Source organism: Streptomyces halobius, from assembly GCF_023277745.1.
In the GTDB taxonomy this organism is placed as follows: domain Bacteria; phylum Actinomycetota; class Actinomycetes; order Streptomycetales; family Streptomycetaceae; genus Streptomyces; species Streptomyces halobius.
Window position 1 is genome coordinate 8,548,299 of sequence record NZ_CP086322.1, and the last position, 23,000, is coordinate 8,571,298.

Annotated in this window: 17 protein-coding genes and 2 pseudogenes; 10 read left to right on the top strand and 9 right to left on the bottom strand. The window is 69.0% G+C overall.

What is annotated here, in order from left to right:
- The first annotated feature begins 135 nt into the window (after positions 1-135).
- The 4 genes from K9S39_RS38830 to K9S39_RS38840 all read left to right on the top strand — a co-directional run bounded on the left by K9S39_RS38830 (position 136) and on the right by K9S39_RS38840 (position 3,353).
- Positions 136-693 carry an RNA polymerase sigma factor gene (locus K9S39_RS38830; RefSeq protein WP_248867986.1) on the top strand — a complete coding sequence of 186 codons (558 nt, stop codon included), beginning with the start codon at positions 136-138 and terminating at the stop codon, positions 691-693.
- Complete coding sequence (locus K9S39_RS38835; protein ID WP_248867987.1) at positions 690-1,001, top strand: anti-sigma factor family protein; 312 nt, start codon at positions 690-692, stop codon at positions 999-1,001. Before K9S39_RS38830 ends, K9S39_RS38835 begins: the two co-directional genes overlap by 4 nt.
- Before the next feature lie 117 nt (positions 1,002-1,118).
- A complete protein-coding gene (locus tag K9S39_RS43215) occupies positions 1,119-1,394 on the top strand; it encodes a DUF1707 SHOCT-like domain-containing protein (protein ID WP_406708091.1) in 276 nt (91 codons plus the stop codon).
- 594 nt (positions 1,395-1,988) lie between these two features.
- A complete protein-coding gene (locus K9S39_RS38840; protein ID WP_248867988.1) occupies positions 1,989-3,353 on the top strand; it encodes a dihydrolipoyl dehydrogenase family protein in 1,365 nt (454 codons plus the stop codon).
- Positions 3,354-3,673: 320 nt separating this feature from the next.
- Here the strand turns inward: K9S39_RS38840 and K9S39_RS38845 are convergent, their stop codons facing one another.
- From K9S39_RS38845 to K9S39_RS38860, 4 genes are all read right to left on the bottom strand, one after another.
- Positions 3,674-4,387: a Crp/Fnr family transcriptional regulator gene (locus K9S39_RS38845; protein ID WP_248867989.1), complete on the bottom strand. Its 714-nt coding sequence runs from the start codon at positions 4,385-4,387 to the stop codon at positions 3,674-3,676.
- 118 nt (positions 4,388-4,505) lie between these two features.
- Positions 4,506-4,739: a hypothetical protein gene (locus K9S39_RS38850; protein ID WP_248867990.1), complete on the bottom strand. Its 234-nt coding sequence runs from the start codon at positions 4,737-4,739 to the stop codon at positions 4,506-4,508.
- Positions 4,740-5,163: 424 nt separating this feature from the next.
- A complete protein-coding gene (locus K9S39_RS38855; RefSeq protein ID WP_248867991.1) occupies positions 5,164-5,793 on the bottom strand; it encodes a hypothetical protein in 630 nt (209 codons plus the stop codon).
- Positions 5,794-5,824: 31 nt separating this feature from the next.
- Positions 5,825-7,540 (bottom strand): multicopper oxidase family protein, encoded by a 1,716-nt coding sequence (locus K9S39_RS38860; RefSeq protein WP_248867992.1) that lies wholly within the window; start codon positions 7,538-7,540, stop codon positions 5,825-5,827.
- 401 nt (positions 7,541-7,941) lie between these two features.
- Here K9S39_RS38860 and K9S39_RS38865 point away from each other — a divergent pair, with 401 nt between their 5' ends.
- The 5 genes from K9S39_RS38865 to K9S39_RS38885 all read left to right on the top strand — a co-directional run bounded on the left by K9S39_RS38865 (position 7,942) and on the right by K9S39_RS38885 (position 12,601).
- Positions 7,942-8,529: a DUF302 domain-containing protein gene (locus K9S39_RS38865; RefSeq protein WP_248867993.1), complete on the top strand. Its 588-nt coding sequence runs from the start codon at positions 7,942-7,944 to the stop codon at positions 8,527-8,529.
- Positions 8,526-9,287 carry a hypothetical protein gene (locus tag K9S39_RS38870; RefSeq protein WP_248867994.1) on the top strand — a complete coding sequence of 254 codons (762 nt, stop codon included), beginning with the start codon at positions 8,526-8,528 and terminating at the stop codon, positions 9,285-9,287. Before K9S39_RS38865 ends, K9S39_RS38870 begins: the two co-directional genes overlap by 4 nt.
- A gap of 683 nt (positions 9,288-9,970) precedes the next feature.
- Positions 9,971-10,612 (top strand): organomercurial lyase MerB, encoded by a 642-nt coding sequence (gene merB / locus K9S39_RS38875; RefSeq protein ID WP_248867995.1) that lies wholly within the window; start codon positions 9,971-9,973, stop codon positions 10,610-10,612.
- 207 nt (positions 10,613-10,819) lie between these two features.
- Entirely contained in the window at positions 10,820-11,440 is a 621-nt protein-coding gene (locus K9S39_RS38880) for a flavin reductase family protein (RefSeq protein ID WP_248869173.1), read from the top strand.
- A 285-nt stretch (positions 11,441-11,725) separates the two neighbouring features.
- Complete coding sequence (locus K9S39_RS38885) at positions 11,726-12,601, top strand: endonuclease/exonuclease/phosphatase family protein (RefSeq protein ID WP_319949617.1); 876 nt, start codon at positions 11,726-11,728, stop codon at positions 12,599-12,601.
- Positions 12,602-12,711: 110 nt separating this feature from the next.
- Here the strand turns inward: K9S39_RS38885 and K9S39_RS38890 are convergent, their stop codons facing one another.
- On the bottom strand, positions 12,712-12,945 hold the full coding sequence (locus K9S39_RS38890) for a DUF2277 domain-containing protein (RefSeq protein WP_248869175.1): 234 nt from the start codon (positions 12,943-12,945) through the stop codon (positions 12,712-12,714).
- Between the two features lie 474 nt (positions 12,946-13,419).
- A pseudogene (locus K9S39_RS38895) lies at positions 13,420-14,036 on the bottom strand (transposase); the annotation flags it as partial.
- A 204-nt stretch (positions 14,037-14,240) separates the two neighbouring features.
- On the opposite strand from K9S39_RS38895, the gene K9S39_RS38900 reads away from it, so the two are divergent.
- Entirely contained in the window at positions 14,241-15,443 is a 1,203-nt protein-coding gene (locus tag K9S39_RS38900; RefSeq protein ID WP_248862330.1) for an IS110 family RNA-guided transposase, read from the top strand.
- Positions 15,444-15,454: 11 nt separating this feature from the next.
- On the opposite strand, the pseudogene K9S39_RS38905 reads toward K9S39_RS38900, so the two are convergent.
- The 3 genes and pseudogenes from K9S39_RS38905 to K9S39_RS38915 all read right to left on the bottom strand — a co-directional run.
- Positions 15,455-15,922, bottom strand: a pseudogene (locus tag K9S39_RS38905) (winged helix-turn-helix domain-containing protein); the annotation flags it as partial.
- Between the two features lie 159 nt (positions 15,923-16,081).
- Positions 16,082-16,510, bottom strand: coding sequence for a hypothetical protein (locus tag K9S39_RS38910; protein ID WP_248867997.1), 429 nt, complete (start codon positions 16,508-16,510; stop codon positions 16,082-16,084).
- Positions 16,511-16,518: 8 nt separating this feature from the next.
- Entirely contained in the window at positions 16,519-22,971 is a 6,453-nt protein-coding gene (locus K9S39_RS38915) for an RHS repeat-associated core domain-containing protein (RefSeq protein ID WP_406708189.1), read from the bottom strand.
- Positions 22,972-23,000: the final 29 nt, after the last annotated feature.

Sequence of the window (23,000 nt, forward strand, 5' to 3'; positions counted from 1 at the left end):
CACGGTGAGGCGCGTCATTCCGTACGCCGACAGGCATCCGTACACCGACGGGCAAGGGCATGGGGATGGATGGGTGTGGAATGCGGCGGACGAGCGCCGGGTTCCTTACCTGTGAGAGAGAGCGTGGCGAAACCGGTGGACACAGGAGACCGCGGGGCGCGGGACAAGGCGTTCGCCCAGTACGTGCTTCCCGAGGTGGAAGTACTGCTGAGAGTCGCCATGACGCTGACCGCGCAGGTGGCCGACGCCGAGGACCTGGTACAGGACACGCTGTTGCGCGCCTACCGGGCCGTCGACCGGTTCGACGGGGAGCATCCGCGGGCCTGGCTGCTGACGATCATGCGGCGGGCCGAGATGAACCGGCACCGCCGCCGGCGGCCGCACCTCCTGGACGACCCCGACACCGACCTCGACCGGCTCGCCTCCACCCCGGCGGGGCCGGACGCCGGCCCCGAGGAGATCGTGGTCGGCGAGGCCTTCGACGAGGTGGTCGACGCCGCGCTCGCCGACCTGCCCGACAAACACCGGCAGGTCGTCCGTCTGGTCGACATCGACGGTCTCAGCTACGCGGAGGCCGCCGGCCTGCTCGACGTACCCGAAGGGACCGTGATGAGCCGCCTGCACCGTGCACGCAAGCGGATACGAGCACGGCTGACCGCGGCCGGTCTGGCACCGAAACGAGGTGTGCTGTGAGCAGCTGGCTGTGGCAGCGCCGCCGGAGCCGCAGGATGAACTGCATGCAGGTCGCCAGGGTGCTGCAGTCCTATCTCGACGGGGAGAGCGACGAGTTCACCGCCCGCCGGGTCGCCGAGCATGTCGAGGACTGCCGCCGCTGCGGCCTGGAGGTCGCCGTCTACCGGGAGATCAAGCACGCACTGGCCCGCCACGACACCCCGGACGCCGCGACGCTGTCGCGGCTGCGCGGGTTCAGTGAGGCCCTGATGGGCTCGGGCCCGCCCGACGATCAGGTCAGCCGTACGCCATCCGGGGACGGAGCGTAGCCGCCGCGCGCCGGTGTCGAGACGTACGCGCCGGAAGACGTTGATCCGCGCCGTTCAGGACGTCTCCGTGGCTCTCGGCCACACCGGTGGGGGCCGGGACGAGGCACGCCACCGTACTTGAGGAACGAGGAGGTCACCATCTCATCCGCCTCGCCTCTTCCGTCGGACACACCGGACCCATCGCACACCTCGCTGCGCGTCGGCCATGCCGAACGCGAGGCCGCCGTCGAGCGCCTCACCCGGGCGTACGCCGACGGGCGCCTGGACCAGACGGGACCGGCGCGGTTGCGGCGACGGCGGCGACCCGCCCGTATTCGGCCAGACTCCGGAGCGTGTGTCCGAAGGAAGCGAGCCGGCCGACTGCCATCGCCCGTACCACGGCACCGAGCGTGATCCGCAGCACCACAATCCGAACGTTAGGCGGGGTGGCAGCCGAGAACTGTAAGCGCGCTCACCGAACAGGCACCTCATGTGCGGGTCCATGAGCGCCAAGGGAGCAGTAACCCTCATTTCCCGCGTGGTCAGAGGTGGTGCCCTGTGAACAGTCGGCGGCGTCCCCACCCCGACCGCCGGCAGGCCCTCAAGGGAGCAGCGGTGATCGTGGGGTCGTAGTGCTGGGTGCGGGCGGTGGCGTCGCCGCATGGCAGGCGTTCTCGGATCGTCCGCCGGGCGCAGGCTCGACGCTGCAGCCCGGTCAGGCGCCGTCGCTGGACGCGCTGGCCGGTGCCGCGGTCTCCGGCGGGCCGGGCGAGGACGGAATCCCCTCCATCGACCGGCCACGATTCGTCCCGGCGATCTCTTCTATCCGCTCACGCTTCTGCTGCTGACCGGCACGCTGGTGTGGGGCGCCTCCCGGATCAGCCGAGAGCCCGGACGGGCGAGACGCGCAGACGACGGAAGGTACGGGAACTTCCCGCAGGTTCCGGGTACGAAGTGATCAATAGCGATCAATATCCCGGGGCAAGCTGACCCATTGGAGGCCCTTTCATGGCGCAGGACACCGACGTCGTGGTGATCGGTATGGGCGTGGGGGGCGAGCACGTAGCCGAACGGCTGGCGGGGGCCGGGCTGGACGTTGTCGGGGTGGAGGCGGAACTGGTCGGCGGAGAGTGCCCGTACTGGGCCTGCATCCCGAGCAAGATGATGATCCGCGCCGGAAACCTGCTCGCCGAAGCCCGGCGCCTGCCCGGCATGGCCGGGCAGGCGCAGGTCGCCCCGGACTTCGCTCCGGTCGCCGCCCGGATCCGCGACGAGGCGACCGACGACTGGAACGACCAGGTGGCCGTCGAGCGGTTCACCGGAAAGGGCGGACGCTTCGTCCGCGGATGCGCGCGGCTGGCCGGGCCCGGCCGGGTCGAGGCCGACGGCCAGGTGTTCATCGCCCGGCGCGGCGTCGTGCTCGCCACCGGCAGCCGCCCGCAGATCCCGCCCGTGTCGGGCCTGGACCAGGTGCCCTACTGGACCAACCGCGATGCGATGGCGGCCAAGGAGCCGCCCGCCTCGCTGCTCGTGCTCGGCGGCGGCGCCGTCGGCCTGGAGCTCGCACAGGTCTTCGCCCGCTTCGGCACTGCGGTGACCGTCATCGAGGCGATGGAGCGGCTGCTGCCCGCCGAGGAGCCGGAGGTCGGCGCGCTGCTCTCGGACGTGCTGGGTGCGGAGGGGATCACTGTACGCACCGGCGCGCGGGTCATCGGCGTGCGCCATGCGGAGGACACCTTCCAGCTCACTTTGGACGGTGGCGAGGAAGTGACGGGGCAGCATCTGCTGGTGGCCACCGGGCGACGCCCCAACCTGGCCGGCCTCGGCCTGGAGAGCGTCGGCCTCGACCCCGACGCCCGCGCCTTGGACGTCGACGGGCAACTGCGGGCCGCGGCCGGCCTGTGGGGCGTCGGCGACCTGACCGGACACGGGTTCTTCACGCATGTGGCGGTGTACCAGGCCGAGATCGCGGTACGCTCCGTCCTCGGTGAGCCGGGCCCGGATGCGGACTACCGCGCCCTGTCCAGGGTCACCTTCACCGACCCCGAGGTCGGCTCCGTCGGTCTGGCCGAACACGCGGCGCGCGAGCGGGGACTCCGGGTGCGGACGGGCACCGCCCAGGTGCCGTCCTCGGCACGCGGCTGGATCCACAAGGCAGGCAATGAGGGCCTGATCAAGCTGGTCGAGGACGCCGAGCGCGGTGTGCTCGTCGGTGCCACCTCCGCCGGGCCCGCGGGCGGCGAAGTCCTCTACGGGCTCGCCGTGGCGGTGCAGGCCCAGGTCCCCGTCGACCGGCTCCGCCACATGATCTACGCCTATCCCACCTTCCACCGGGCCGTGGAGGACGCCCTCGCCGCCCTCCGCCATGGCTGAACGTCACTCCGGTCATCGTCGTCGAACGCGGATCGGTGACGGTCGCTCCGTCGCGCTGGTCGCTGCCGACGGGGCGGTGGACCGGCTCGCGTGGCCGGACCGTATCGGCAGGCGGGCAGGGGTGCCGTATCGGCGGGCGGGCAGGGGCGTGGGTCGCGTCGGCCGGGGTCGGCCTGCTCCACCCGGTGATCGTGGCCACCGCCATGGCCCCTCTCCTCGGTCCTCGCAGTCACCAACAGCCCGCGGCTGCGGAGCTTCCCCACGGCGATCCGCTGACACAGAACAGCGGTGTGCGTGTCGTGCCCGTGGTGAGGGGCGGTTCAGCTGTTGTCTTCCTGCGCGCAGAGTTGAAGTCGGTCCATGGCCAGTAGAGCTACGTGCCGGTATCCGACCGTCAGCAGTCCTTCGCGTTCGAATTCTTTGAGCACGCGGTTGAGTGTCGGTCGGCGGAGTCCGAGCATGGCTGCCAGTGTGCCCTGTGCGTAGTGCACGGTGCCGTTGTGTGCTTCGCGCAGCAGCAGGCGGGCCACCCGGCTCCTGGCGTCTCCTGTCAGGGTCTGGGCGAGTGTCTCTTGTGTCCGGGACTGGCGGCGGGCGAGTACCGTCAGCCAGCCCCGGGCCAGGGCGGGGCTGGTCTCCAGCAGGGTGTGGAACGCGGCGGCCGGCAGGAAGACGGCCTGCACGGTGGTCAGCGTCCGCACGGTGCACACCGCGGGGCGTCCCAGCAACAGCGGTACGTCCCCGGCGATTCCGCATGCCGACAGCACTCCGACCACCACACGCCGTCGGCCGGTGCCCGAGACCAGCTCCAGCGTTCCACTGCGTACGATCCACACCCCGTCGGGCACCTGCCCCTGAGCGAAGGCCACCGTGCCGGGCTCCAGCACACGCGACTCCACACGAGCCGCCAGCGCCTCGGTGTCCCGACGGCCGGGCGGGCGGCGGCCTCCCGGACAGCGCAGGGCCCATACCGCCGCGCGCTGCGCAGCCGGGGCCGGTGCTGCGGGCGGCCGGTCTGCATCACGGTGTGTCACGTCTTGTCATTCCTCTGACCAATGGGTCACCTGGTCGGCGCACTTGGCGAAAGCAGGGGACGGGGGCGGCATACCTGTGAGGCGGGGGCGGCGCCCGCCGCCCCTGCGGCGGCCACGGTCACCACGACTGCCGGGCGGGCACGGCGGCTACGGACATGGCGGGCATGGCGGCTACGGCCATGACGGCCATGACGGCCTTGGCGGTTACGGGTATGGCGGCTACGGCGGCGGCCTGCTCGGAGGGATCCTCGGACGCCTCGCCGCGGTCGTGTCCCACAGGCGGGCGGAGCGGCGCATCCCGCCCGGCGGCCGCACCGTGCCGTCGTCCTCCGGTCGGCACGGTGGGGTACATACCGGAATCGGGTGGGGGGCCTTGTTCTTCCACGGACCGGAAACCCCCAACCCCCACAACACATTCCATCCGTCATTGCGCAGAGCAGTTGACGGGCCCCCATGTGTCACGTAGCGACCAGCGGTTCACTCCTGCGGCAGCAGGCTGCCTCACCGACAGGGGAAGGGACTTCAGGGAAACGCCGCCGGAGCCGGAGCGCATGCCGAGGTGGAAGGGGACGGGATGGCGCAGCACCTCCGGTTCGTCTCGGCGGCTGAACCGGCAGGGCGCTCATGCGGTGGCGCGCAGCGCGGGAAGGGAGCAGGGCAGCCCGGAGCTCAGCGGCCCGAGTGGTCAACTATGGGGCGGATTCTGAGTGTTGAGTGCCCGGAGTCCATGCTGGGCCGTGTGTCAGGGGCTCTGCCTCGCTGGAAGGCCACGTGGGTCACCGCTGGGAGGACACACCGAGCTGAGGGACGCCGACCAGGAGGCTGAGGACGTACGGGTCGGCGGCTCCGTTGCCCAGGCCGATGTCTTCGGGGTGGGTGGGTGCGGGATCGGGGCGCAGACAGATCCGGGCGAGGCCGGTGCCGTCGACGGTGTAGTCGAAGTTCTGCAGGTTGCTGTAGCCGTCGATGCGGTCGGCGTTGGGTAGTTGGCTGCGGCCGAGGTACTGGACGCGGGCGGGCGACAGGCGGCGCAGTCCGGGGACGCGAGGTGTGCGGCAGTCGGGGCCGGTGTAGGGCTTCCACTGGACGGGGCCGCCGGGGAGCTGGATACGGACGTGGGCGCCGGAGGGGACGGACTGGGGCAGCCAGGCGCCGTTCCACCACCACAGGTTGTCGCGGTGTTGCTGGGTGAAGAGGTAGGGATGGTTGCGGGTGCCGGTGTCGGCGGGGACCCGCGCGACGGTGGGGGGCACGGGCTTGTATGAGGACGGCGGCGGTGGAGGCGGCGCGGCCTGGGCTGTGCCGGCGAGGTGAGCACCACACAGGAGCGCGGCGGCGAGGGCGGCGGCGCGGCGCGGCATGGATGGCCGGGAGGAGGGGCGGTTCGGGGACGAGGGCCGGTTCATCGTGGGTATCCGGTGGGCCGTGCGGGGTGGTTCATCGTGGGTTTCCGGTGGTGTGGGGCGGGCGACCGGGGATGCCGGGTGGGTTGATGAGGATGTTGCCCATCATGCCGTTGTCCTCGTGCGGGAGGACGTGGCAGTGGAAGACGGTCTTGCCAGGCGTGTCCGCACGGAAGTACGTGCGGAGGGTGAACTCGCCGTTGGGCGGCAGGCGGAAGGTGTCCCACCAGATGGCGGGGTCGGTCTGCCAGGAGGTGTCGCCTGCGGGGATGCCCTTGACGTCGATGACCTGGAAGGGGTTGACGTGGAAGTGGATGGGGTGCTGGAAGACGTCCTCGTTGACGAGCCGCCATTCCTCCACCGTCCCGGCCTCGACCTCCTGGTCGATGCGGTCGGGGTCGAAAGGGAGGTTGTCGATCAGGAAGCGGACGCCGGCGCCGTCCTTGCCGGAGATGTCTCCGGAGAAGGTGAGGGTGCGGCGTCGGGCGACCCGGAGTGCGGGAACAGGGGGTGGTGCCACCAGCTGCCGGGGGATGCGGCCGCTGGTGGCCGAGCCGGTGACGTGCAGGGTGGCCAGTTCGATGGTGGGGCGTTCGCCGCCGGGGTGGCCCTGGTCGTACCTGCGGGCGTAGATCCGGTACGTGCCCGGCTGGCCGCCGCGCAGGACGAACTCGGCGCGGTTCGCGGAGCCCAGCATGATCGACTGTACGGGGCGGGTGCGGCCGAAGGGGATGCCGTCCTGGCCGATCTGGTGCAGGGCGTGGTGCTCGATGTGCAGCCAGATCGAGCGATGCGGTGCCGCGTTGAGCACCCGCCACCGCTGGGTTTCCCCGGGCCGGATCGAGATGACCGGCCGCAGTTGCCCGTTGAGCGGGAAGAGCAGCTCGGAGGGGACGGCGGGGACGGTGGTGAACGGGTCGTCGCCGCCGGTGGGCAGGACCAGCGCGGTGGGGTTCTCCCCGTTTCCGTCCACACGCAGCGCGTTGATGACGATGGTCCGCTCCCGCATGTCCGCGATCTCCGGCACCTTGTCGATGTCGCCCTCGACGATGATCGGCCCGGCGAGGCCGGACCATGCCTGGTGGGTGGTGGAGCCGTGGAAGTGCGGGTGGTACCAGTGGAGACCGGCCGGTTGGTCCTTGGGGATGGTGTACGCGTAGGCGTGGGAGCCGAGCGGATCGATACGGATGTAGATGTTGTCGGCGTTGCCGGAGGGGGAGACCTGCAGGCCGTGGGTGTGCAGGTTGGTCGCGATGGCCTCCTGCACCAAGGTATTGCCGTCGGCGAGGCCGTGGACCGCCTCGGGGACGCACTGCGGCAGCCAGTCGTCCGGACCGCGGTGGCGCTGGGCGGCCTGCGCGTGGCCCGTGTCGGCGCACATCGGTGGCAGCGCGTTGGGCGGCAGGCCGGTCGTCACCATCTGGTTGCGCAGCCGGATACGCAGAAGCTCGCCCGGGCGGATACGCAGTACTTCGCCGGGGATCTGCCCGTTGTAGGTGTCCAGGTGCAGTCGCCGCCCGCCGATGACGGGGCGGGCCGCGGCGATCGTGAGCGTGTGCTCCAGCAGCCCGCCCCGGCTGCGGAACTCCGGCAGGTCGCGCAGCGGGGCCCCCACGTCGGTCGGTGCCACCGTCCGCATTGCGCGTCCGCCGAAGGCGTTGCCGCCCATACCCACCAGCACCACTCCGGCCCCAAGCCCCCCGATGCCGGACAGCAACCGCCTGCGCGACGGGCTCCTGCGATGGTCCATGCCTGACTGCCTCCTCATCTCGCTGCCATGAGAGGGGATGAGGGACCCGGACCAGCGCGGCGGCTTTCCGTGTGGGCGGTGTTTTCACCCATGGGAGGGCAGCCTGGAGGCGTATTCGGGTGCACACGGGCCCGTCCCGTGCGCGAGGTCGGTGCGCGGGGCCGGTGCACGGGGAAGGCCGCGCGGGGTCGCGTAATTCCCGATATGTGTCAGCTCCCTGACAGTTGCGACAGTCGACGCGGCGCTGACGGGTTTCTGATGGTGTGCCGCGCTCCTGCGCAGTGCCGTACGACTGCAGTACTTCCGTACGGCTCGCGAACAGGTCGCAGCGGCATACGGCACCGGCACGGCCTCCGGCACGGCGAGGCCGGCCTCCCGACACACTCATGGGGACCCGTCTCATGTCACTGACCCGCAAGACTCGCTTCCGTAAGACCCGCTTCCGCACCAAGCCCGTCCGCTACAGCGTGCTGACGGCGGGTGCGCTGGTACTGGCCCTCGGCGCCACTGCCTGCGGCTCGGACGCGGAGGAGACCACCTCCGGCAAGACCCCGAATCCGACGAAGGAGGCAGGCTCCCCCTCTCGGCCCGCTGAGTCGGTGCAGACAACCTTCATCTCCTACGCCTCGTCAAAGTCCTTCGCCGACACCCAGAGCGCGCTGAAGAAGGCCGTGGCCGACAGCGGGATGATGGTCCTCGGCGACCTCAACCAGGCGGGAGCCCTGAAGTCCACGGGGCTGGATCTGAAGGGCGCGCACGCCTACTTCGTGGGCAATCCGGCCAAGGGCAAGATGTTCTTCCAGCAGAACCCGGCCATCGGCGCGGTGATCCCGCTGCGCATGTACGTGTGGGCGGATGAGCACGGCACTTCCCACATCGGCTACTTCGACCCGGCAACGCTGTTCACCGCCATCGACGGCAAGCTCAGCGACGGTGGCAAGCAGATGAAGATGGCCGCCGAGAAGATCGCGAACGGCGCGGTCAAGTGACTGCGGCCCCCGGCAGACACCCGGCCCGCACTCTGCTCGATCTGGTGCTTACCGCCCTGGTGTTGGCCGGGGCGACCGCCGCCGGAGCGCTGCTGTTCGCCCTCGCCGAAGGCGGCTACGCGACGCTGCCCGACCTTGTGAGCGAGGTCGGGATTCCCGGTGCGATCACCGTTGTCCTCGCCCCGTTGATCGCCCTGGGCATCAGCGGGCCGCGACTGAGGCGCGCGGTGCTGCTGGGGGCGCTGGCGGGAATCGCGGGCACGGTGGTGCTGGAGCTGGTACGCGAGATCGGCTTCCGGGTCTTCGACTCGATGCCCGGCGACATCGCCATGCTGATGGGCGTCCTGCTGCGCGACCAGATCATGCGGGGCCCCGACACCGCGTCGAACATCACCGGATGGGCGGACCACGTCTGGAACGGCGCGATGTTCGGCGTCATCTACGCCGTACTCGTGGGCGGTTTTTCCTTCCGTCGCCACGGGGGTGCGCTCACCGCCACCGGGCTCGGCACGCTCTACGGGCTCGTGCTGGCGACCGGATTCCTGCTCAGCCCCGTGCCGAACGCGGTCGGAGCCGGCGTGCTCGGCGCCGACATGTGGCCGAAGTTCCAGATCACCGTCTATCTCGCACACGCCGGGTTCGGTGCGCTGACGGGCTGGCTGGTGCACCGCTTCGGTTCCCGCATCGCCCCGCTGTGGACCATCGCGTACGAGCTGCTGCCCGGTCACCGGCAGGTGCGGGACACGGCGGGGGCGTGAAGACGCCGCGGTGTGCGGGCCACCGCCTGCCGCACGCTGCGGACCGGTGAGGGAGAGCCGACCGGAGGGTACGTGTCCGGTACGCCGCCACGGGTCCCGGCCGGAGGCGTACCGGCCCGGCTCCCCTTCATCCGGTGAGGGGACACGAAAGGGGAAGGGACCACTTCCCCGACCGGGTCCCAGGGGCCGGCCGCTCCTCTCGCGTCGCGGCCGGCCCCGTCCGCTGCCCAGGCCGGCATCGCCACCGCCGGCCGGGTTCGGCGTCACCGCACAGCCCGCGCTCGCCTTCGTCAACGACGACGGCACGTTCGACACTGTCCTCGGCGGCCTCGGCGCCACTATCGGGCCATGCGGCGGTACGAAGAACGCGGGCTGCTGCCGTCCGCCAAGCGCACCGCGGCCGGGTACCGTCACCGAACCGGAGCCAGGCGACGGCGTCTGCCCGATCATCGAGCGTCATACGGCCGCTTCAACCCGCTGAGGCGCAGGGCCGGCGCCGCCCGCTCATCAGTCGATGATTCAGCCGGTCCGCGACGAACACCGGGAAGACCCGGCGAGGGCCCGCCGCCGCCGGGCCGGGGGCTTCAACGGAGGCGGCCCGCGGGCTTGACCCTCACCCCGGGGGCAGACCCTATGGTCGGCAGGCATCGGACCCATCCACACAGGGAACGGAGGGACCCGCTGTGAACACCGACCCCCGGAAGATCGCCGACCGCTTCACCGACACGGTCAACCGAGCCCCCGGCGTAAAGCTCCGGCTACTGCGCCCTCTGCTCACGCTCCTGGCGACCGGGGAGCCGGTCGCCGTCGGCCGGCTCGCCGCCCAGGCCGGCCGGACCGTGGACGAGATCCGCGAGGCGCTGGCCGACATGCCCGACACCGAGTACGACACCGAAGGCCGCATCATCGGCAGCGGCCTCACCCACAACCCCACACCGCACCGCTACCAGACCAACGGCCGCACCCTCTACGCCTGGTGCGCCATGGACACCCTGGTCTTCCCGGCCATCCTCGGCCACATCGCCCAGGTCACCTCCGCCTGCCGGGCCACCGGAGAGCCGGTTCGCCTGACCGCGACCCCCGACGGACCCGCCAACGTGGAGCCGGCCACCACCGTTGTCTCCCTCGTCACCCCCGACGCGCCGGCCTCGGTCCGCGCCTCCTTCTGCAATCTGGTCCATTTCTTCACCAGCGCCGACGCCGCCAAGCACTGGCTCGCCGAGCATCCCGACGCCCGGGTACTGCCGGTCGCCGACGCCTATGAGGTCGGACGACCGGTCATCGAGCAGATCCTCTCCGGCGGCGCCGGGAGCGGCTGCTGCTGAAGACACAGAAGGATGTCCCCGTCCGGGGCGTAGGGCCCCGGACCTGGCGCCTGGCGCGTCAGGCGGGCGCCGCCGTGTCGCCGGGCGGCCCGCGTCCCGCCGGGACGCCCCGGGCGCGCGATCCCGTCTTCGGCGCCACGTTCTGCTCCACGTGGGCCGGTGGATCCGCTGTACGACCCGCGGCCGCCCGTGTGGATACTGATCATCATGCGCATCGACTTTGATCCCGCTGACATGAGCCGCAACGAGTTCTACAAGCTGCTGACCGCGACGGTGGTGCCGCGGCCGATCGCCTGGGTGTCGACCTACGATCCACATAGTGATTCGGCGAATCTTGCCCCGCACTCCTTCTTCAACGTTGCCAGCGTGGCGCCGCCCGTCGTGCAGTTCAGCTCTGTGGGGCGTAAGGACACCCTGCGGAATGTCGAGGCGACCGGGCAGTTTGTGGTGAATCTTTCGCCCGAGGGGCTTTTTGAGCAGATCAATGACACTGCTACCGATTTTCCGCACGGGGTGAGCGAATTCGAGGCGGCGGGAATCGCTTCCGAGCCGAGTCTGCGGGTGAAGCCGCCACGGGTCGCTGACTCGCCCGTGGCGCTGGAGTGCGAGGTGCACAGCACCCTCGGGATCGGGGACTCCACGGTTGTGTTCGGGCGGGTGGTGCACGCGGTCGTTTCGCAGGCTGTGATGGTCGACGGACATCCGGAGATCTCCGAGATGCGACCCCTGTCGCGGCTCGGGAAGGACGAATGGGGCACGCTCGGCGATGTACGGAGGCTCGCCCGCATCCGGCACGCGGAGTGGCAGGGGGCCGCCGGCGACAGGTAAGGGGATAAGGGGGAAGGGAGAAGGGGCTGGGGGACAGGCAGGACAAGGGGGCGCGGAGACAGGGGGAGGGGAGGCGCGGGGAGTAACGGAGGCTTTCAAGTGGGTTCATTTGAGGGGTACTTCCGCCCTGCGGTGATATCCGGGACTCTGTGGTGAGCTTGTCAGCGGTGTCTGTCTCTGCAACGGACCACTGGAGTCGCTGTGTCGGATATGGCCAATGTGACCGCTCTTGTTTCCGCGTCCCGTCAGTCTCCCGGTATCCGTGCCAGCGCTGTGAAAGGGGCCTTGAGCAGGCGTTTCGCGCTGCGGGCGGCGGCCGCCACGGCGGTTGGCGCCCCCGTGGCGGCGTATGGGACCGGGACCGGGTACGCGGCCGACCGCGGGCGGGGTCTGCGGGTGATGACCTTCAATCTGCGGTACGCCGCCGAGACCCGGCCGAACTCCTGGGCCGAACGCCGGCCCGTGATGCGGACGCTGCTGCGCCACGAAGCTCCGCATCTGCTCGGCACCCAGGAGGGGCTGTACGGGCAACTACGCGATATCGCCGAGGACCTGGGACCGCATTACGACTGGGTGGGAACGGGCCGGGCCGGCGGAAGCAGGGATGAATTCGCGGCGGTCTTCTACGATGTCCGCCGCCTCGTGCCCGTCGAGTACGACCATTTCTGGCTGTCCGACTCGCCGTATCTGATCGGATCGGCCACCTGGGGAAACACCATCGTACGGATGGTGACCTGGGTCCGCTTCCGGGACGTGCGGGTGGGCGGTGAGTTCTATGCGCTCAATACGCACCTCGACCATCTCCATCAGTATTCGCGTGAGCGGTCCGCGGCGCTGATCACCGAACGGCTGCGCGCGCTGGATTCCGCACTGCCCCGGATCGTGACGGGCGATTTCAATGTCCCGGCTCACGGCAATCCCGTGTACGAGGCGATGCTTGACGGCGGGTCGCTCGTCGACAGCTGGGACACGGCCGAGGAGCGAAGCGCGCAGTACGCCACGTTTCACGGATACCGGCCGCTGGTGCCGGACGGGGAACGAATCGACTGGATTCTCACCTCACCGGCCGTGCGTACCCGCCGCGCCGCGATCAACACCTTCTCCGAGCTCGGTCAGTTTCCGAGCGATCACCTGCCGGTGCAGGCGTGGGTCGATTGGTGAGGGGCGGGAGGGCAGGTGGCGTCGGGCTGCCGTGGCAGAGATTCTGTCAGTGCTAGGAATGCTGCCGGTGCTGTCGAAGCCGCCGGTGGCTGTCCATGGTGTTGGCGAGATCAGTGTCGGCGGGTGGCGGAGCCGCGGATCTGGAGGCCGTCGAGGAGTTCCTGGGTCGCGGCCGCGACGGCGTTCACGGCGTGATCGAACACCTCGCGGTTGTGCGCGGCGGGCGCGCGGAATCCCGAGACCTTGCGGACGTACTGCAGGGCCGCGGCCCGGATGTCCTCGTCGGTGACCTCGGGTGTGATGGGCGGACGGAGCGTCTTGATGCTGCGGAAGAAACCGCTGATCTGGGATGCAGCAGGTCGGAGGGATGACCATCATCTGACCTGCGGCGCAGCATGCGTGTTCGGGTAGGTCGCTGCGTCTTCGTGCACTACGTCGGGGAGGTTTGCATGATCGTTTTCCCGTTGGTTTCCCAGTTTCCCGCCTGATCGGGCCGGGAGGCGGGAGACGTGAGCGCGGCTGTTACAGGGGCCGGAGAGCAGCAATGGTCTCCGGCTACTCGACCTCACCACCGAGCTACGTGATCGTGCTGTATCGAGTGCTGTTGATCGGTCATGAGTGACGTGGACGACCGGCTGGCGGTGTTGCGTTTCCGTGGCGATGTGATCGTCTGATCGTCGCGCAGGTGCTGCTCTGCGGACGAGGTACAGGCACCCATCCGGCCCCGGAGCCGCGGCGCCAGGAACCCCAGATGGCCCAGAACGCTGATGCAATCCCTCGCCGCGAACTTCCGCGCGACCATTACTGACTTCGGCTCGTCAGGGTGACGCTGGATCGTCGAGGGACAGGACGGTTCCGGCTATGAAGCCGTCGAGGGTCTCGGGTCGGTACTGGAGGCGTTTGAGGCGGTTGCGGACGAGTGTTTCCAGGCGGTCGAGGGCGACGACAGCGAGGTTGGCCAGGCTGCGTTTGACGTGTGCCCACACCGCCTCGACGGGGTTGAGGTCGGGCGCGTAGGCGGGCAGCAGGAACACCGTCAGCCACTCGCGCTGGGCGATCAACTCCCGTATGGCGTGAGAGACATGGGTGTTCAGCCGGTCCCACACCAGCACGATCGGCGCCTTGACCAGCTGGTGCACGCCGTCGATCAGCGCGACGAAGTCGCGTTCGCTCATGCTGCGGCGCTTGCCGGCTCCCGCCCGGTGGGTGCGCAGGCGGTGGCACAGCCGGGTGCGGGACCCGGGCCGCATCGCGATCAGCCCGGCCACCGACAGCCGCCCCGAGCGCCGCCCGCTGACCGTCACGGCCGGGGTGACGCCACGCCGGCCCCACGTGCGTCCTCGGGGCGGCCGACGGGTGAAGCCTGCCTCGTCCTCGAAGCAGATGCAGCCGCCGCAGGCCGCCCGGGCTCTTCTACCTCCGCCCAGGTCGCCTCCGTAAGTTGTTGGGCGGCCCGGGAGGGCCGGGTGTGGCTCAGGTTGCCTTGCCTGTAGTGGCTCGGAAGGAGTGGCCGCCCGGCTTTCCGGGGCGCCCTGGCTGCTGATTGAGATGTGCGCGCCTTGTGCGGTCGCTGATTACGGAGATGACAGCGGGGTGTTCCTCGGGCCGACAGCATGATGTTGGAGACGAGGAGGGGCGCGTGCGCAAGGAACGGGACCGGGTCTGGGCCGGCATCGACGCCGGCAAGGCTCATCACTGGGCCGCAGTGGTCGACGAGACCGGAGCCACCTTGTGGTCGAAGAAGATCGACAACGACGAGTCTGCCATCCTGGCTGCGCTCGGCGAGATCCTGGCCCTGGCCGACGATGTCCACTGGGCGGTGGACATCTCCGGCACGGCCTCCGCGTTGCTGCTGGCCCTGCTCGCAGCTCACGGCCAGCGGGCCGTCTACGTGCCCGGCCGCACGGTCAACCGGATGTCCGGCGCCTACCGGGGCGAGGCCAAGACGGACGCCCGCGACGCCTACGTCATCGCTGAGACCGCCCGCCACCGCAACGACTTCACCGCGATCGACGTGCCGGCCCAGCTGGCCGCCGACCTCGCTTTGCTCACCGCCCACCGCTCCGACCTGGTGGCCGATCGGGTAAGGATGATCAATCGGCTGCGCGACGTGCTGACCGGCGTCTTCCCCGCGCTGGAGCGGGCTTTCGACTACTCGGCGCACAAGGGTGCGCTGGTGCTCCTGACCGGCTACCAGACTCCTGCCGCCATCCGGCGCCGCGGCCGGGCCCGGCTGACGGCCTGGCTAGCCAACCGCAGCGTCCGGAGTGCCGATACGGTCGCCGCCACCGCCCTGGAAGCCGCTCAGGCCCAGCAGACCGCGCTGCCCGGCGAGGACATCGCCGCCCAGATCGTCGCCGACTTGGCGGCGCAGATCCTGGCCTTGGACGACCGGCTCAACCGGATCGACAAACAGATTCGCGAGACCTTCCGCAGTCACCCGCAGGCCGAGATCATCGAGTCCCTGCCCGGGATGGGGCCAATACTCGGAGCGGAGTTCGTCGTGGCGGCGGGCGATATGTCTGCCTACGCGGACGCCGGGCACCTGGCCTCGGCAGCCGGGCTCGTGCCCGTTCCCCGCGACTCCGGCCGACGGACCGGCAACCTTCACCGGCCCAAGCGCTACAGCCGTCGCCTACGCCGGGTGTTCTATCTGTCGGCGCAGACCAGCATCATCCGCGACGGCCCGAACCGGGACTTCTACCTCAAGAAGCGCGGCGAGGGCTGCAAACACGTTCAAGCTGTCATCGCCCTCGCCCGACGCCGGGCCGGGGTGCTCTGGGCACTCCTGCGTGACGGACGGCTCTTCACCCCCGCCCCGCCGGTCGCGCAAGCGGCTTGACTTCGTCATTGAGACTCCTTCCACAAGGTCACGGCCTGCTCGTCGCGCTCGGCCACCCGCCGTGCGGGCACCTGCGGGCTGAATCCGAGCCGGTGCATCAGCCTGGTGGCACCCGAGACGCTGTAGGAGACGTGGAACTTCCGCCCGATCAGCGTGGCCACCCGCGCGGCCGTCCACACCTGGTCCTCCACCCAGCCATGCGCGGCCGGCCCCTGCTCCAGGTACCCGGCCAGCTTCTCCAGACAGCGCGACGACAGACGGCACCGCGACCCGCTCGGACCACGCGAGGCCAGGGCCTGCACACCGCCTTCCCACCATATCCGGTACCACTGGTAGGCCGACTTCCGGCTCACCCGCAGCCGTTGCGCCACCTCCGGCGGCTTGACCCCCTCATCGAACAGCTCGGCCGCCTGCATGCGTACCGTCTCCCGGCGCTGACGTCCCGCAGCGGTGAGCCCGCCGCCATCCGCATACCTCACCCACCACGAAGTACAACCAACACCCCAGCCCCATCAGGGGAACCAGGAAAGATCACCCTGACGAGCCGAAGTCAGTAATGATCCTTATTTTTTCCGTGTGCACTATAGGCGTAGGGGCCCGTTCCATGTGGAGCGGGCCCCTACGCCTATGGATTTTCCTTATCGGAGCAGCTCTTCAGGTACGGGGTTCTCGTACCCGATCAGCATCTGCACCGTGTCCTTGCGGGTCTTCTCCCTCATGAAGGGGATGGCCCTCTCCAGCAGGTCCTCCTCTTCCAGGAGTGCATCCAGAACCTGGAAGTACACGGCTCCTGTGAAGTACTGGCTCGACGCGCGCGTCAGGATCTCCACGAACTCGAAGCACCTGCCCATGAGCTCCGCGTCCGGTGCCTCTTTCCGGAGCTCCGGTTGCACGATCGGCCTCGTGAAAGCTTCGTCCAGGAGCTGGTACAGGTCGTACCAGACGTCCTCGGTTCCGACGGCTTCGGACGCGGGCATCTCGTACATCTCCGCGATGTACTGCGCCGTCTCCGGCACCATCCGCAGCAGGAGCAGAGGGGCTTCTTGTACTTGGATCTCGCTCATCATGCCTCCCATCAGGCGCAGTTGCCGGACGAGGGGGCGCAGATGCCCCCTCCGCCCCTGCCGCCATTGTCCTCAGGGTAGAAGGAGTCCTGCCCCTTGGAGACGCCGAACGGGTCGACCACGTCCTTGAACAGTTCCCAGCCACCTCGCTTCCACCCGTACTCACCAACATAGCTGGGTGCCTGGGCGGCCGATGTCACACCGCCCGCGATGCCGAACGACTTGGCAAAGCCGCGCAGGCGTGTGGGCTCGCCGACCGGCTGGGGGCCCTTGTACTTGGTCGGCTCGAACTTCTGGCCCGTGAGGTCCTTGACGGCCGCCGTCTTCATGACGTTCCCCATGTTATTCCTGATGGAGTCCTTCATAACTGCGTCCGCCTGGACTGTCTTGTCGACCTTTCCGGTGACATCGCGGGAGCTGAGCGCGTTCCAGAGTTCCTTCGCCTCGGACTTGGCGATCGCCAGGTCGTGGTCGTTCAGCAGGTTCTTCATGTTCTTGCCCGTCTCCCGGGCCTTTCGGTCCAGCTCGAGGATCGAGGACATGTTCCGCAGTGCGCTCCAGCCCTTCTTGATGTGCCACTGCTCCTTGTTGTCGAGGCGCTTCCCGTTGTTGAACTCGTAGATGATCGCGGTCGCGGCCTTTCCGTCGCCGTAGACCTTCTTCGCCACGTCCTTGGCGTAGATGTTCATCAGGCCGTCGGCCAGTTTCGTGTTGGTGACCTTTGGCCGGTACGCCCTCGGCTTCGACGCGCCGGGGTTCTTGTTCTTGACCTTGAACGCGTTCTTGGTCGATTCAACGAGACTGTTCATGAACTGGTTGAAGAACCAGCCGAAGAACTTCCCGCTCGGATCCGCGTACACCAGCGGGTTGTTGTTCCCGTAGGTGTAGCCGTGCATCTGCTGGGCATCCGACGTGACCATCACCGGGTCGACGGAGAGGAACCGACCCGTGCCCGGGTCGTACTCGCGAGCGCCGAGGTGTGTGAACCCGGTGCGCTTCGTCTCGTCGGTGCCGCCGACGAAGCCCTTGGTGCCGGGCCATGACTTCGGGGCCTCACCGCGCGTGCCGCCGAAGGGCAGCACCCGGCGCTGGGAGAGGGCCATGTCACCGGCCGCGACGGCCAGGAGGCCCGTGCCGTGGTGGTCGCCGATCGTGAAGGAGAAGGAACCGTCGTCGGAGCGCACGGCCTGGTGGCCGCTGCCCAGGTCGACGTAGCGGGTGGCCTTCGTCTTGGTCGCGCCCTTGTCCAGTGTGACCTCGGTGTGGCCGAGGTGCAGCGTGGTCCGCTCGCCCGTGCGGGAGATCAGGCGCTGGCCGTCGGCATCGTAGAGGTATTCGGTGACCTTGTCGGGCTTGCCCTTGACCGGATCGGTCACCTTGGCGAGGTTGCCCTCCGCGTCCCAGGTCAGCTTCTGGTCACCGCGGCCTGTGGTGTTGCCGGTTTTGTCGTAGGCGTAGCCCGTCTTCTGTGTGCCGGCCGGTCCTTCGGTGGTGACCGAGGTCAGCGCGTGGGCCTGTGCGGTGCCAGGCTTGGGATAGGTGTAGGCGCGCTTGACGTCCTTCTTGCTGTCGCCGGTCGGGTCGTGACGGGTCTCCGAGAGGCGGTTGCCGGTCTTGTCGTAGGTGTACGAGTGCCAGTACGGGGCCGGGCCGCCGATGGCCCCGGCGGACGGAGAGTTCCCGCACGCCTTGTCATCCTGCGTCCAGGCCTCGGTCAGGCGCCGCAGGTAGTCGTAGCGGAAGCACTGGTTGTCCGTGCCCGTGCGCGAGACGTCCTTGATCGACAGGACGTTGCCCGCCTCGTCGTAGGAGTAGCTGGCCTGCTGGTCGACGCCCTTCTGGTCCTCGCGGTCCACGCGGGTGGTGGCCAGGCGCTGGGTGCCCCACTCATAGGTGTTGGTGACCCACGTCTTCTTGCCGCCGTCCGTCAGGCCCAGTTCGTGCTGCAGCGGCTTGCCGGTGTGGCTGAACTTGGTGGACGCCGTCATGCCCTGCCCGAACACGGACGTCGGGCGCAGCGTGTCGGCCTCGTAGCCATAGTTGACCGAGCCCCCGGGCAGCGAGCCCGCCGCCGAGTAGCTGATCGAGGCGACCTTGCCCGACGGCTTGTATGCGGTCCCGGTCTGATAGGTGCCCGCAAGCGCGCCCTCGGACTTCGGGATCACGACCGCGGTCCGCGCGGGGCGGTAGAGCCGGTCGTAGCCGGTGACCTTGGTGGTGTACTTCGCGTCGCCCACGTAGCGGGTGGACTCGGCGAGCTGTCCCTTGGCGCCGGGGATGGTGTCGTAGGTCCAGCTCAGGCGCAGCTTGCCGGTCCGCGAGCCCTCGCGGACCTCGGTCTTGCGGCCGCTGTCGTCGTAGACGTTGACGAGGGTGACGCCGCGGGCGTCGGTGCTGGAGATCAGCTGGTTGTGGTCGTCGTACGTGCTGGTCGTGGTGCCCTTGTCCGGGTCGCTCGATGCGACCGTGCGGCCCAGCTGGTCATAGGTGGTCGTCCAGCTGTTGCCTGCCGGGTCGGTGACCTTGGACGGCTGGCCGGAGGGCGTGTACTCGTACGTGGTGCTGTCGTACGCCGCGTCGGCCTTCCGTTCGTGGTGCTGGCGCAGTTCGACCGTGCGGCCGCGGACGTCGGTGATCGTGGTCGTGGCGGTCTCACCCGCCGGCGGGATGACGGTGGTCCGGTCGCCGAGGTAACTGGTCGTCGTGGTGTTCAAGACCTTGCCGCCGTCACCGTTCCCGGCGATCATCTGCATCTGCACCGGGCGGCCGAGGCCGTCGTAGGCGGTGCGGGTCTGTGACTCCACGGGCAGCGCGTCGGCGGGCTTGAACAGCTCGGTGACGGGCTTGCCGTCCGCGTAGTAGTCCGCGAACTTCTTGGTCACCAGGCCCCGTTCGTCGTAGAAGACGTCCGCGACGAGACGGCCGCCCTCCGGGCCGGGCGCCTGGGACTGTCGTTCCCGCAGGAAGCCGTCGTAGAGCTTGTACGAGGTGACCTGGCCGCCGTTGTTGTCGAGCAGCTTGGTGGCGACGGCCACCGGCTTGCCCTCGACGACACGGTAGGCGAATTCGTAGGTCGGCGTGCTGGAGGTCTTGCGGTCGGCGAGCCACACCTTGGTGGAGCGGCCGAGCGCGTCGTAGGCGAACTGCGTCACCTTGCCGTTGGTGTCCGTCTCCTTGAGTACGTGCCCGCGCAGCGGATCCAGCTGCGACGTCGTCGTCTGCGCGCTCTTGGGGTCGAGGCGCCTGGCCGGCGGGGATGCCGTCTTGGTCTGTGTGGGCAGGCCGGTGGCTGGGGTGTAACTCGTCGTCGTGGTCCGGCCGTCGGTGCGCTTGGTGCGCACCGGTGCGCTGTCGCCGATCGCCGTGACGTCGGCCGTGAGGTCCGTCGTCGTCAGCTCGCGGCCGTAGTTGTCGAAGGTCGCACCGGATTCCAGGTAGCTGGCCTTCGCGCCGTCGTGGCTCTTGAGCGTCGCCGTCGCGGTGGCATCACCCTTCGTCGGCGCCGCGCCGTAGGCTCCACCGTCATAGGCCGTGCGGACATCACTTATGACGTCCTTGCTGCGGTCGGCCGTGTCAGCGCATCCCTTGGCGACTGTCTCCACTCGGGAGGGGAGCTGAAGGATGTTCTTGTCGACGTTGGTGGCGTACGTGGTGCGAGTACACCGGTCGTCCGCGTCTGTCGTGTCCTCACCGCGGTCGTCGACCGAGGTCACGCGCCCGGCGACCGTGTCATAGCTGGTGACGGTGGATGCCGTCCGCCACTTGGCACCCGCGCCACCGTCGAGGGACGTCCATGCCCGGGTCAAGGAACTGCCGGTGAAGTTGGCGGTGACAGTACCCCAGTCGCGCACCTTCTTGGCCGTCTCGTGATGCCAAGGACGATTCACCGTCTTACCGACCGTATTGCCTCCCGGCTTGTCGAACTGGACGGTCTTGTAGGTGAACCCTGCCATCGCCGCGTCGTCGGTGATCGCAGAGCCCTCGCCGTCGCCGAGGGGCACACTCACGCTCTTGGTCCCGCCGGACGGTTCCTTGCGGTCGCCGTTCATGCCGCGCAGGAAGTAGGTGTCCGTCTGCGACTTCATGGCCGAAGCGCCGCCCTGGCCTCCGGCCTTGACCCGGACGTGTCCGTAGCCGCGCCACTGCGACCAGGTCTTGTGCTTCTCCTTGGTCAGGCCGTCGTCGTCGTTGTAGTGCCAGGCGCCGCCATCCAGATAGTCGTAGGTCGTCACCTGGTCCGGGGAGCCGCCGGTCCGGTCGGTCGCCACCACGGAGGTGACGACGTACTTGTTGAACCACTGCCGCACCGGGTCGTTCTTGGCGTCACCTCCGATGTACTGCGGGAAGCAGCGTGTGGTGTTCGACTGCGGTGTCGGCAGCTTGGCCGGGTCACAGGCGGGCGCCGAGTACCTGGCGTCGATCTGGCCGCCGGACTCGTCGGCGACCGTGGACAGCCGGGACTTGATGAACGGCGCGAAGCCGTCACCGGTCTTGTCCATGCGGTTGGCGAGCTGCGTGTACGCGAACGTGGTCTTCGGCAGCGTGATCGCCGGGCTCGCGGTGTGGCCCGTGTGCTGGACGCTGTCGAGCAGCAGCTGATAGTCCGTATCGGCCATGCCCCAGCGGTGGTCAAGCTTCCAGGAGTCGACCTTGCCGTAGCTGCCGTCGGCCTTCAGGACCTCCGTGCTGACCTCGGTCAGACGCTTGCGGGTCCAGAAGGAGGGGGCGAGGCGTGCGCCGTCGCACTTCTTACCGGCCTCGCAGTTGAGGTCCCAGGGCGTGTCGTACCAGTAGAACGACTTCTTGCCGATCGCGTCCGGCGTACACGTGACGCCGTCCTTCGGCAGGCACCGCTCGGAGTTGCCAAAGACGACGCGTGCCTCCGGCTTGGTGCCGTACATGGACGAGGACTTCAGGCCGTAGTCGATGCGCTTGAGGTAGCCGCCGCGGGTGTACGGGGTCTCGTCCTCAGCCCTGAGGTTGCGGCCGTAATGGTTGGTCTCCTTGCCGTAGAAGTAGGAGATCGCGTTGCCGTGCGTGTCGACCACATAGTCGAGGTTCCAACGCCAGGCCTGCTGGCACCAGGATTTGGCGTAGGAGCCGGCGTGGCAGGGTTCACCTGAGTTGTTGCCGAAGACCGGCACGGTCCAGGTGGAGTCCGTGGTCTCCTTGCCGTCCTTCCAGCCCGGCAGGCGGTGGTAGCCGAAGTAGTAGCGGGTGCCGTTGGGGTCGGTCACCCGCCAGTACTCACCGTCATTGTCGCCGTTGCCGCGGTTGGTGGACTTCAGCCGCTTGATCTTGGTGCCGTCGTCTTGCTGCAGCTTCCACTCGTCGTTGCCTGCGGGCACGAGCTCGCCGCCCTTGCCGTTGAACGAGACGAAGGCGTTGTCGTACTTCCAGCACAGGTCGCCCGGCTTGGTGCCGTCGGCGTTCTTCTGCCCGTCCTCGGCACAGGAGACGTACCGCCGCTCGATGAAGCCCGGGGAGAGGTCGAAGCCGTCGCCGACCCAGGATGCTTGGTTGTTGGTCGCGCCGGTACGCCCGTCGACGGTGCCGGAGTTGTAGCTCAGACCCACATCGGGAGCGAGGCCGCCGGGGACCTCCGGCACGGGCATGTCGTAGGCCCAGGTGAAGTCACCGGTATTGAGGTTCGTCTGCCAAGAGGCCGACGGTGACAACGGGGTGGCCTTGTAGTCGCCCTTGTCGCCCTTGGTGTCAGCAGCGGCGGCGAAGACGGTCGCCCGGCCCGCGCGCAGGGACACCGCGTCCGCAGTGAGGGTCTGCCGGGCGGTGTCGTTCTTCGCGTCGACCGGGGTGCCGGTCCGGCACTCGGTCTTGCCGGGATTGGTGAGGACACAGGCCGGGAGCTGGATCAGCTTGAGGCGGGAGGCGTAGCCGCCGCCGAAGGCGCCGGCGAAGTCCCCGTAGTCGACGGTGACGGAGACGTCGCCAGTGGTGGCCGCGGGCTCAGGCTTGGAATCGGGCTTGGGCTCGGGCGTGGGCTTGGGCTTGGACTCGGGCTTGGCTGTGGTCTTGAGGGAGCTCCTTGCGGCGAGGTGGCCGGCGGGCTTCGCGCCCCGGTCGTTCTTCGGCGCGAGGGTGAACAACAGGCCGTCCAGACCGGCGCGTTCGGAGTGGCCGCGGTCCAGGACCTTGGCTTCCACCGTGCCGTCGAGCGCGCCCTTCCCCTTGCCGGCCGGGGCCAGCCCGACGGGCAGGTCACCGGCGCGCCGCGCATGCTTGCCGGACTGCCGGGAAAGATCGACCGTCGCCGTTTGCGACTTGGGCCAGTCGGCCTTGGGTGCCTTTGCGGGCGTACGGGGCCCCGACGTGACCTTGCGGGGTTGGGCCTGGATGCCGTCCTGGCCTGGAACGGGTTTATCGGTCTTCAGCAGGCCCGGTCGGTCGCTGCCCTGCGCCGCGGACGGGGAGGCGGTGGCGCCCTGGATCAAGCCGCCGACCATGAGGACCGACAGGGCCAGAGCGACGCATT

Excerpts from the sequence above, each read along its gene's own strand:
- K9S39_RS38860 (WP_248867992.1), bottom strand. The coding sequence starts at position 7,540 with ATGGACCATCGCAGGAGCCCGTCGCGCAGGCGGTTGCTGTCCGGCATC.
- K9S39_RS38915 (WP_406708189.1), bottom strand. The coding sequence starts at position 22,971 with ATGGTCGGCGGCTTGATCCAGGGCGCCACCGCCTCCCCGTCCGCGGCG.
- K9S39_RS38910 (WP_248867997.1), bottom strand. The coding sequence starts at position 16,510 with ATGATGAGCGAGATCCAAGTACAAGAAGCCCCTCTGCTCCTGCTGCGG.
- K9S39_RS38865 (WP_248867993.1), top strand. The coding sequence starts at position 7,942 with ATGTCACTGACCCGCAAGACTCGCTTCCGTAAGACCCGCTTCCGCACC.
- K9S39_RS38855 (WP_248867991.1), bottom strand. The coding sequence starts at position 5,793 with ATGAACCGGCCCTCGTCCCCGAACCGCCCCTCCTCCCGGCCATCCATG.
- K9S39_RS38850 (WP_248867990.1), bottom strand. The coding sequence starts at position 4,739 with ATGTACCCCACCGTGCCGACCGGAGGACGACGGCACGGTGCGGCCGCC.
- K9S39_RS38880 (WP_248869173.1), top strand. The coding sequence starts at position 10,820 with ATGCGCATCGACTTTGATCCCGCTGACATGAGCCGCAACGAGTTCTAC.
- K9S39_RS38840 (WP_248867988.1), top strand. The coding sequence starts at position 1,989 with ATGGCGCAGGACACCGACGTCGTGGTGATCGGTATGGGCGTGGGGGGC.